11 protein-coding genes are annotated in these 10,121 nt (G+C 48.8%); 9 read left to right on the forward strand and 2 right to left on the reverse strand.

What is annotated here, in order from left to right:
• Nucleotides 1-32 precede the first annotated feature (32 nt).
• The 9 genes from A37S_RS0105855 (at nucleotide 33) to A37S_RS0105895 (ending at nucleotide 8,298) form a co-directional block, all read left to right on the forward strand.
• Nucleotides 33-611, forward strand: a complete 579-nt coding sequence (locus A37S_RS0105855) for a thiamine phosphate synthase (RefSeq protein ID WP_028296176.1) — start codon at nucleotides 33-35, stop codon at nucleotides 609-611.
• Complete coding sequence (locus A37S_RS23740) at nucleotides 608-1,264, forward strand: thiamine phosphate synthase (RefSeq protein WP_051292767.1); 657 nt, start codon at nucleotides 608-610, stop codon at nucleotides 1,262-1,264. The genes A37S_RS0105855 and A37S_RS23740 overlap by 4 nt, the downstream gene beginning before the upstream one ends.
• On the forward strand, nucleotides 1,245-2,012 hold the full coding sequence (locus A37S_RS0105865) for a thiazole synthase (RefSeq protein WP_028296177.1): 768 nt from the start codon (nucleotides 1,245-1,247) through the stop codon (nucleotides 2,010-2,012). Before A37S_RS23740 ends, A37S_RS0105865 begins: the two co-directional genes overlap by 20 nt.
• Before the next feature lie 51 nt (nucleotides 2,013-2,063).
• Complete coding sequence (gene thiH, locus A37S_RS0105870; protein ID WP_028296178.1) at nucleotides 2,064-3,191, forward strand: 2-iminoacetate synthase ThiH; 1,128 nt, start codon at nucleotides 2,064-2,066, stop codon at nucleotides 3,189-3,191.
• Nucleotides 3,161-3,904, forward strand: a complete 744-nt coding sequence (locus tag A37S_RS0105875) for a HesA/MoeB/ThiF family protein (protein WP_245586325.1) — start codon at nucleotides 3,161-3,163, stop codon at nucleotides 3,902-3,904. Before thiH ends, A37S_RS0105875 begins: the two co-directional genes overlap by 31 nt.
• A 46-nt stretch (nucleotides 3,905-3,950) precedes the next feature.
• The gene (locus tag A37S_RS0105880; RefSeq protein ID WP_036601492.1) at nucleotides 3,951-4,535 is read left to right on the forward strand and encodes a Crp/Fnr family transcriptional regulator; all 585 of its coding nucleotides are present in this window, start codon (nucleotides 3,951-3,953) and stop codon (nucleotides 4,533-4,535) included.
• Between the two features lie 172 nt (nucleotides 4,536-4,707).
• Nucleotides 4,708-6,099 (forward strand): TolC family protein, encoded by a 1,392-nt coding sequence (locus A37S_RS0105885; protein ID WP_051292765.1) that lies wholly within the window; start codon nucleotides 4,708-4,710, stop codon nucleotides 6,097-6,099.
• Nucleotides 6,100-6,140: 41 nt separating this feature from the next.
• Nucleotides 6,141-7,100, forward strand: coding sequence for an HlyD family secretion protein (locus A37S_RS0105890; RefSeq protein WP_028296182.1), 960 nt, complete (start codon nucleotides 6,141-6,143; stop codon nucleotides 7,098-7,100).
• A 16-nt stretch (nucleotides 7,101-7,116) separates the two neighbouring features.
• Entirely contained in the window at nucleotides 7,117-8,298 is a 1,182-nt protein-coding gene (locus A37S_RS0105895; protein ID WP_028296183.1) for an ABC transporter permease, read from the forward strand.
• A 51-nt stretch (nucleotides 8,299-8,349) separates the two neighbouring features.
• Here A37S_RS0105895 and A37S_RS0105900 read toward each other — a convergent pair whose 3' ends face one another.
• A complete protein-coding gene (locus A37S_RS0105900) occupies nucleotides 8,350-9,360 on the reverse strand; it encodes a LacI family DNA-binding transcriptional regulator (protein WP_028296184.1) in 1,011 nt (336 codons plus the stop codon).
• A gap of 501 nt (nucleotides 9,361-9,861) precedes the next feature.
• Nucleotides 9,862-10,121 (reverse strand): transposase (locus A37S_RS28275; RefSeq protein ID WP_028296185.1); only part of this gene is annotated, 260 nt, incomplete at its 5' end.

Consider the following 10,121-nt stretch of genomic DNA (forward strand, 5'->3'; position numbering starts at 1 on the left):
TGACAACTCACAACTGACAACTCGCAACTTATATGCTAATAGTTATCTCCCAGCCCCGTTTTTTCCCTGGAGAAACACAGCTCATCAATGAGTTGTTTGCCGCTGGCATGCCGCTGTTGCATATACGAAAACCAGGTGCGGGGGAACAAGCACTTGATTCGTTGATTGGGTCTATAGAAGAACGATACAGGTCACAACTGGCATTGCACCAGCACTGGCACTTGGGAAGAAAATATGGCATTTACCGATGGCACCTACCGGAAAAAGAAAGGAAAGAAACCATGAAAAAGCAAACGGGCACCTTATATTCTACATCCATACATCAATTGAAAGATTATGGACAATTGGACAGCTCCATCTTCAGCTATGCTTTTTTGGGCCCTGTCTTTGACAGTATCTCCAAACAGGGCTATCAGGCTATGGCCCCCGAAAACCATCCCCTGTACTTACAGAAAAAGGAGATTCCCTTGATTGCCCTTGGGGGTATCAAGGGCAACAACGCCACGGAGGCCATGGCACTGGGTTTTGATGGGGTAGCGGTATTGGGCTGGCTGTGGCAACATCCGCATCCCGTAAAGGCGCTCGAACAACTCTTAAACATCTTACCATGAAAGAACTACCCAAACAGCAGTTCATCTCGCAAGGCGAGGACGAGCACACACAATTGCGACACATCCAATCTGTCTTGGACAATGGCTGTCAATGGATACAGGTACGTTTCAAAAAAGCCAGCAAGGCACAATTGCTCGCATTGGCGGAAAAAGCGAGGCGATACTGCGAGCAATACCAGGCGCTTTGTTTCATCAATGATCATGTGGACGTGGCACTTTCCGTGGATGCCGACGGCGTACACCTGGGACTTACGGATATGCCTGTTAGCGAGGCAAGGAAAATACTGGGTGAAGGAAAAATCATCGGGGGCACGGCCAATACCCTTGACGACGTAAGGCAGCGCATCAGCGAGGCTTGCGACTACGTAGGCCTTGGCCCTTATCGCTTCACCACGACAAAAGAGAAACTCAGCCCTATCTTAGGCCTGGAAGGTTACCGGGATATAGTCACTGCCTTGCGGCTGGAAGGACTACATATCCCCATCTATGCCATTGGCGGCATAAGGGAAGAGGATATCCAGCCGCTATACGAAACGGGGATTTACGGTGTGGCCGCATCGGGATTATTTTTAAAACAAATCACGAAATCTGTACAGACGCAATATTTTTCGTCTCTACCCAACAACCAACGACATGTTAAAGATAGCAGATAAAACATTTCAATCGCGCCTGTTCCTAGGAACGGGCAAATTTGGCTCTCCACAGGAAATGGAAGGGGCCGTACTGGCATCGGGCACGGAGCTGGTAACGGTAGCACTCAGGCGGGTGGATGCCGAGAACAAGGACGATGCCTTGCTTCAGCATGTGCAGCACCCACATGTGCACCTATTGCCCAACACTTCTGGGGCGAGGAATGCCAAAGAGGCCGTCTTAGCAGCACAACTGGCAAGGGAGGCACTGGAAACCAATTGGCTCAAGCTGGAGATCCATCCCGACCCCCGCTATCTCCTGCCCGATGCCATAGAGACCTTGAAGGCGACGGAAGAACTGGCCAAATTGGGCTTTGTGATCCTGCCCTATATCCATGCCGACCCCGTGCTGTGCAAACAGCTGGAAAATGCGGGCACGGCAGCCGTGATGCCCCTTGGTGCCCCAATAGGCACCAACAAGGGACTGAAAACCATCGACTTTCTCGAAATCATCATCGAGCAGAGCTTGGTGCCGGTCATTGTCGATGCGGGCATAGGCGCCCCATCCGATGCGGCCAAGGCCATGGAAATTGGGGCCGATGCGGTACTGGTCAACACGGCCATTGCCGTGGCAGGGAAACCCAGGGAGATGGCCGAGGCATTCAAACAAGCCGTGGAAGCCGGCAGAAAAGCCTTTGAATCGGGATTGGGTACCGTGACAAAACATGCCGAGGCCAGCAGCCCATTGACGGCATTTTTGGACAATTTTTAATCGCACGTCGCATATCGCATATCTCATATCTCACATCTCATATCTATATAAATGTTCACCGAAATAATTGAAAAATACGACTGGAACAGTCAAAAGGAGAGCATCCTGCACAAGGGAGCCGACGATGTACGCCGAGCGCTCAACAGGACGCGGCGCGATATCGAGGACTTCAAGGCACTCATCTCTCCAGCGGCACTGCCCTTTCTGGAACAGATGGCGCAACTGAGCCATCGGCTCACCCAGAAGCGATTTGGCAAGACCATCCAGCTATACATCCCGCTGTATCTGAGCAATGAGTGCCAAAACATCTGCACCTACTGTGCCTTTAGCCTCGACAACAAGATACGTCGCAAGACCCTGAGTCCTATTGAAATCATGCAGGAAGTACAAGCCATCAAGGCCATGGGCTATGAACATGTCCTACTGGTGACGGGCGAGGCCAACAAAACCGTAGGAGTGGACTATCTCAAACAGGCCATCAAACTGATCAAGCCCCACTTTGCCAATATATCGCTGGAAGTACAACCACTGGACCAAAGGGAATATGAGCTATTGATTGCCGAAGGTTTGTACAGCGTACTGGTATACCAGGAGACTTACCACAAGGAGCGTTACAAGGCCTATCACCCAAAGGGCAAAAAATCCAATTTCGACTATCGTCTGGAAACACCGGATAGGCTGGGAAGGGCAGGCATACACAAGATAGGTCTCGGTACGCTCATCGGACTGGAAGACTGGCGTACGGATGCACTTTTCACCGCCTTACACTTGCGCTATCTGGAAAAGCGCTACTGGCAAACCAAGTACTCCATTTCATTCCCCAGGCTTCGTCCCATCGAGCTGAACAACGGAGATGAACAGGGCTTACACCATTTTGGTCAGTTCATCAGCGACCGGGAACTGGTACAGCTCATCTGCGCCTGGCGATTGTTTGACGAGGAACTGGAAATATCGCTCAGCACCCGTGAGGAGGAAAAGTTCAGGAATCGGCTTATCCCACTGGGGATTACCAGCATCAGTGCCGGCTCCAAGACCAATCCGGGAGGCTATGTGGTGGAACCCCAATCGCTGGAACAATTCGAGATATCGGACGAACGGCCGGCACAGGAGATAGCAAGCATCATCAAACAACAGGGCTACGAGCCCGTATGGAAAGATTGGGAGAAAACATGGGCATGAACAAGCTGAAAAAGGAAGAATGGGGACGCTATATGAAACAGCTGATGCTGGACGACATCGGTGTGGCCGGACAGGCCAAGCTGAAAGCGGCCAAGGTATTGGTGGTAGGCGCGGGCGGCTTGGGTACGCCCATCCTGCAGTACCTCAATGCCGTAGGCATCGGCACCCTGGGTATGGTAGACTTTGATACGGTAGAGGTTTCCAACCTGCATAGGCAGATACTCTACCAACCCGAAGATGTAGGCAGAAAGAAAGTGAACGTGGCCTTTCAGCGGCTTTCCTCGCTCAACCCATACACGCAGCTAGTCAAACATGACGTGTTACTTGGCGAGGACAATGCCGAAGATATCATCGGGCAATACGACTTGATCATAGACGGATGCGATAACTTCATGACCCGCTATGCAGTGAACGATAGCTGCGTGAAGCTGGGAAAAGCATTGGTCTATGGCAGCATACTGGGCTATCAGGGCCAGTTGGCGGTTTTCAACCATGCGGGTAGCAAGAACCTGCGCGACCTGTTTCCCGAAGCTCCGGCGGCTGAGGATGTACCCAGCTGTTCGGAAAACGGGGTGCTGGGCACCGTTCCCGGTATCGTGGGCACCATGATGGCCCAACTGGCCGTGCAGGTGATATTGGGGGGCACCCCACTAACCAATAAGTTCTTGTTGCTAGACATGAAACATTGGCAATTGACCGCCTTGGACTATTAATGGCTTATGGGTATATTTGTCAAATGATAGTCCCCGCCGCCATCTGATGGAAACTCGAACAGCAAATTTATTTGAATTTATAAACGCTATCGTTCCATTTGACGAACTGGAAAAAGCGGAAATAGCTCGATTCGTTGAAGAAAAAAACTATCCGAAGAATTTCATCCTCCTGGAGAACGGCGATGTTGCGCGGCATATCTATTTCATGCAGGAAGGATTGGCCCGAACTTTTTCCATCAACAAGCAGGGAAAAGACATTACGCACAGTTTTTTCATGGAAGGTGAATTTCTCACCGTGGGCGAAAGCTTCTTCAATCAAAAGCCGAGCGAACGCTATTCCATTGAATTGCTGGAAGACTGCAAGCTACAAAGAATATCTTATCAGCATATGCTGCTTTTGAGTGAGCGTATTCCCAAGATGGAGAAAGTGCAAAACAAGGCCATGCTCCATTTTTTGTTGCGGGCCACAGACCGCATCGTACAACTGCAATTCCAATCGGCCAGCGAACGTTACCACACGCTGATGGAAAAACAACCTCAAATACTCCAACGTGCCCCTTTGGGACATATCGCCTCCTATCTCGGTTTCACACAGGAAACCCTAAGTAGGATCAGGGCAAGAAGGGATTAGTTATTGGCTCTTCGGTAGAGACTGTCTCAAAAAGGTGTAATTCTTCATCTCGACTGGAGTGAAGCGTATTAAAATGCACTGATATCAAAGTAAATCTCATTTTTTGATCTATATCAAATGACCTCTCATTCCGTCTCTCCACCTTTGCAGCGCAAAAAAAGAAGTCAACGAAATGAGCACCAAATGGTATTACCTCCTTATTCTTGCAAGTATTTTGCCGCTCCCCAGCTTCGGGCAGCAACTGCTCGCGCCATCGGCAAGCGAGCTCGTAGATAGCGCCTTGGTGCATAGCCACCGACTGGCCATTCACGAAATAGACATAGCAGCTACCGCAACAGATATCGCCAAGACGAAAGATATCTATCTTCCCAACGCGTCCATTGCGGGGAAATACGGTTTCATGGCGGGCAACCTCAATTTGTCATTACCCGCAACGACTTTGCCCCTTGCTAACATCGCCATACCCGAAATCAATACGGGATTGACCAATACGGCCAATCTGGTCAATGCCGGACTGGACCTCAGTGCCGTACTGTATACGGGAGGTAAAGCGCCGGCGCTACGCAAGGCGACACAGTATAAGCAAGATGCCCAACGGGCCCTAAGCGAGAAAGAAAAGCAGGAAGTGATCAGTACCGTGAGTAAGGCCTATGACCAGTTGGCTTTGCTCAAACAGGTAAAGAATGTGCTGGACGAAAGCAAAAAACGATTGGAAATCAACACAAAAACGGCGGATAAGGCCCTTTCCTACGGACTGATCACCAAGTACGAGCATCAAAAAATAGCCGTGGCCACGGCACAGCTGGAGGCTAAGACCCAGGAATATGAAGGGCAAAGGAACCTGCTGCTGCAACAGCTACACCTCCTTACCGATATCCATCTGGAACGGCTCAGCTTGATAGACAAGGAACTACTGCCCTATGGCAATCCTAACGCAAGTGATCAAATAGACAACCGACCGGAACTAAAGGCGCTCAGTGCGGCCATCGAAGCACACAAATTTCAGCTGAAAGCCGCCAATACCTGGTGGATACCCAAGGTGCAGGCCGGTGCTTCCGTAGCATATGTGAACCTATTCGACATTCGAATGCAGGGAAAAGATGCACTGCCCCTGGTCGGCAAACCGTCCATCCACGCCAATAAATTCGAACTAGCCCCTATGGTAAACGTTGGCGTGGGATTGAAATGGGACATCTTTGATGGCAATAAGGGACGCCGCGAGACCCAACTGGCCAAGCTGGAACTGTCCAAGGCAGAGCACGAGCGCCAGGAGGCCGAAGAGTTGCTGCAGCTCAACCTCATCAAGTCGAATACCGATTTTGACAATTCCAACAACGAAATAAAGACCAAGTATGCCCAGTTGCAGGTGGTGGAAAATGCCTTGCAACAGGCCAACAAGGAATTCAAGGTGGGCCTCATCAAGTCGGCAGATCTCATAGGAGCCGAAACGGATTTTCAAGCGGCTTCCTTGAGCTATATACAGGCTATTTTCGATCAACGCAGGCATGCCGTTGAATTGTTAAAGGCCACGGGCGACTTGACACCACAGTCCATTCAGGAATAGATAACGAATAATACAACACATCAAAAAAAGATAGTATTGCAATGAAAAGCTACCCATACATACTGCTCATAGTCGGTCAGGCACTCCTATTTGCCGCCTGCCAGAACCATAGCGAAAAAAGCACGGAAGGCAAGGTCAAAAAGGAGGTCATCTCCTTTGCGCCAAAGCTGACCGGCAGGATTTTGAAGATATACGTACAAGAGGGCGATCTGGTACGCAAGGGCGATACCCTGGCCCTGCTGGACGTGCCAGAAGTAGACGCCAAGCTGTCACAAGCGCAAGGAGCCGTCATGGCGGCAAGTGCCCAACGAGATCTCACCCGCCATGGGGCCACTGCCAATCAGCTCAAGCAATTGGAAGCGAAGCAACAGGGCTTACAAGAACAGTTCAACTTTGCCCAGAAATCCTATGCCCGTGCACAGGCCATGTTTGCCGATAGCATGATGACTCCACAGGCCTTTGACGAGGCCACCGCCAAATACTTGGGTGCAAAGGCCCAATTGGACGCCGTCAATGCCGAACTGGCCGAGGCGCAAAAGGGTGTGCGTATGGAAACCCAGACGGCCACACAAGGACAAAAGGATCAGGCACTGGGTGCACTGCAAGAAGTACAGGTAGCCCTTGCAGAGAAATGCATCATTGCCACTAGCGACATGGAGCTGGAAACCATCAGCCTGCACGAAGGCGAATTGGCCACGGCAGGTTTTCCACTTTTCAATGGCTATCAGCCCAATACGACCTATTTCCGTATCACCATTCCCGAAAGCCGTATCGGTCAGTTCAAGAAAGGCGAGCAAATCAATGTAATTGTTCCTTATAAGCAAGAGCGCTATAGCGGAAAGATCCAATCCATCAAGCAACTGACGAGGTATGCCGATATCACTGCGGCCTATCCCAACTACCAAATGGAAGAAGCGGTCTACGAAATCAAGATACAGCCCGATGACCAGCGAAAAGCAAGTGAACTTCTGGTCAACGCAACATTAACATTGGAACGATAGACAAGGGAAAATTAGCATGAAAAGAACCATAGCACTGATCAAAAGGGAATTCCAGCTTTTCTTTCAAGATGGAACCTTGCGCTCCGTTTTCTTCCTGGCCCCCATAGCTTATGCCCTTATCATCGGCTTTGTATATAAGCAGGGAAAGGTGGAAGACCTTCCTATTATCGTGGTGGACATGGATGATAGCCCCTTGAGCAATCAGGTAGTGGACATGCTGGGCGACAATGAAAGGCTGGATATCGTATCCCTGAGACACGAAAACGTACAGACAAACGATGAGCTGATATCAAAAAAGGCGGTCATTACGCTAGTCATCCCCAACCGTTTCGAAGCCGATGTGCTGCAGAGGCGCTATCCTGAAATCAACGTATACATAAACACCGCCAATTTGCTCACGGCCAACCTCGCCAGCCAGAGCGTACAAACCACGTTGGGCACGTTCAACGCCGGCGTGAACATGCAATCGCTCAAGAAAAGGGGTATGTCCAGCGCGCAGGCACAAACCCAATATGAGCCTTTCAAGGCCAACTATATACGCCTATTCAACGAAACGGGCAATTATTTCATCTTCATGTGGCCCGCCATACTCGCCGTAGTCCTTCAACAGGTGATTTTATTGGCTATGGCCGTTAGCTTTGCGCGGGAATACAAGATGGGCACTTTCCAATCCGTATTGATGAAGCTCTCGCACAGTAATCCATTTATCACCTTATTCGTTAAGGTACTGCCTTTTTGGATATTAGCCATTCCCATCGTAGGTGTTTTCTATGGCTTCCATTTCATCTTTCAGGCTCCTATACCAGAGAGACCTCTCCAATACCTGCTCACCACTGGGCTGTTTGTAATGTCATGTTCGTTTCTGGGAGCTCTGGTGAGTGCCGTGCTCACGACACCTCTTAAATCCACGCAAGCGCTCATGTTGCTCTCTACACCAGCATTCATCATTGGCGGCTATACATGGCCCACCTCGGCCATGCCCTTGGGTATACGCTTGCTGGCCGATGTATTGCCCCTCACACCGTTTCTCGAAGCCCACAAGATCATGCTCATTGAACAGGGCAGCTTGCATGACGTTCAGCCCGAGCTGCGGTTTCTCGTCGGGCAAACTCTGGTGTACTTCATCCTGTGCATTCTGGTACTTAAGTACAAGTTCTGGCTGTACAACAAGCGATCAAACCGGAAGAACATAGCCTAGTCATAAGTTGAGTTGAAATTCTAAAGTGATCGCGTAGGTATAAGGATCGTTTTACAGCGATTTAACCAATTTAGACTTCAGCACAATCCTCTCATATGGCAAATTGGGCTGATCTATCAGTGCAAACAACTTATTGGCCGCAATTATCGCCTGCTCACCCGGCAACTGCTCAATGGATGCCATGGGTGGATTGTCCATATATTTCCAGTACGGAAAATTGGCAAAGCTCACAAAGAAAATATCCTGATTAATAACCACATTTCTTTTGCGACAGGCATTAATGGCGTCGAGCGTCACATAATCGTTGAAAAGGATCACCGCCGAGGGGCGATTGGGTAAATCGATCAGGCGCTCCATGGCTTCCAGGTTGCGACTTTCAGAAAGGTCTGTCGCTTCCACATATTCGGTGTACAAATGTAGGTGATGCTTCTCCAATCCTTCCAAATAACCTTCATACCGTTCCAACGAAGCTGGCAAAGATGAGGGACCATTAATAAGTGCAATTCTGCTATGGCCACAGGAAACTAATAGATCTATCGCATCATGCAACCCAGCCTTGAGATCGCTCAATACGGCATACACACCCTCCATGTTGGGTACACAATCAAAAAAAACAATGGGGATGCCTGCGTTTTCCAATAGAGGCAAGAAAGCATATTCAGTGGTGTTTTTGGCAGCAGAAAGGATAATACCATCCACACGGTGTTTCTTCATGGCTTCGATAACCTGCATCTCCCTATCTGGATCGTCTGCAGTCTGTCCCAAAATAACCGTGTATCTATGTTCATTGGCAATATGTTCTATCTCGCTGATGGCAGCGGAAAAGAAGGCCTCCGAGATACTTGGCAGGATGATACCGATGGTAAAGGTCTTGCGCTGCTTGAAAAATATAGCCGTCTGGTTAGGCTCATACCCCAACTCCTCGGCCACTTTCTTGACACGCATAGTAGTAACCAGCCCAATACTGGGATGATCCTTCAATGCTCGGGAAACAGTAGAAGTAGAAATCTTTAACTTCTTGGCTATTTCCTTGATGGTCGGTTGTTTATCCTTTTTCTCCATAACGCTCACTCATTCCAGGCATGCCGTATTTAGATTGCATCTTCGCCATATGTCCTTGCAAATAGGCGAACAAAAGGCAAATTAGGAAAAAAAAGCTATTTCAGGAAAATTATTTATAGGCTACGGATCAATTAGCACATTACCGTCGTCTGGTACTGCCTATAGACTTTATCTCTTAGTAATCTTGACGAAATAACTTCCGACTTCTTCTAAAAACTTTACCAGAATTGCGCGCACGGCCATAGCGCATGCAAACCTTGGTAAAGTTCCTAAGTTTAATATCTATATTTTGGGCCTTAAGGTATATATTTTTCCCTTTCTAGTTTCAAAGTTCAACATGTTATTTATACGCTCTTGTGCATTTGCCCATATGGGACGTAAAAAGAAGATTATCCAAAGACAATATAGCGGCTTGATTTTGTACATGGCAATGGCTTATTCGATTTCCAAAAACACGGCGTCCAACTTATCTAGGGTCTGCTGAAAAACTCAATGATTTTTTCAGCAGATTTTTGAGTATTGGGGTATGAGGTTGTAATCTTTGCGCAGATCTACCACATATTTGATTACTATATTGATAATGCAATAAAGTGCTAGCTCGGCCAATTTGACCAAGTTAAGCACCAATACGATGCAGCTAATCCAAGCTTCGCTGGTTCTTGCTAGACGAGCTAAAATGAGATTCATTCCGTAACCAGTCTTTGCTTGACCAAACTTTCCTTCGATCGGATTGCGTTCTCCTGGACTTACACGATTCTGCG

The sequence above is a fragment of the Olivibacter sitiensis DSM 17696 genome (assembly GCF_000427965.1).
GTDB classification, from domain to species: Bacteria; Bacteroidota; Bacteroidia; order Sphingobacteriales; family Sphingobacteriaceae; genus Olivibacter; species Olivibacter sitiensis.

Bases quoted from the DNA above. Each gene is read 5' to 3' on its own strand.
- A37S_RS0105865 (WP_028296177.1), top strand. From the start codon at position 1,245: ATGTTAAAGATAGCAGATAAAACATTTCAATCGCGCCTGTTCCTAGGA.
- A37S_RS0105855 (WP_028296176.1), top strand. From the start codon at position 33: ATGCTAATAGTTATCTCCCAGCCCCGTTTTTTCCCTGGAGAAACACAG.
- A37S_RS0105875 (WP_245586325.1), top strand. From the start codon at position 3,161: ATGGAAAGATTGGGAGAAAACATGGGCATGAACAAGCTGAAAAAGGAA.
- A37S_RS0105880 (WP_036601492.1), top strand. From the start codon at position 3,951: ATGGAAACTCGAACAGCAAATTTATTTGAATTTATAAACGCTATCGTT.
- A37S_RS0105900 (WP_028296184.1), bottom strand. From the start codon at position 9,360: ATGGAGAAAAAGGATAAACAACCGACCATCAAGGAAATAGCCAAGAAG.
- A37S_RS0105885 (WP_051292765.1), top strand. From the start codon at position 4,708: ATGAGCACCAAATGGTATTACCTCCTTATTCTTGCAAGTATTTTGCCG.
- A37S_RS23740 (WP_051292767.1), top strand. From the start codon at position 608: ATGAAAGAACTACCCAAACAGCAGTTCATCTCGCAAGGCGAGGACGAG.
- thiH (WP_028296178.1), top strand. From the start codon at position 2,064: ATGTTCACCGAAATAATTGAAAAATACGACTGGAACAGTCAAAAGGAG.
- A37S_RS0105895 (WP_028296183.1), top strand. From the start codon at position 7,117: ATGAAAAGAACCATAGCACTGATCAAAAGGGAATTCCAGCTTTTCTTT.
- A37S_RS0105890 (WP_028296182.1), top strand. From the start codon at position 6,141: ATGAAAAGCTACCCATACATACTGCTCATAGTCGGTCAGGCACTCCTA.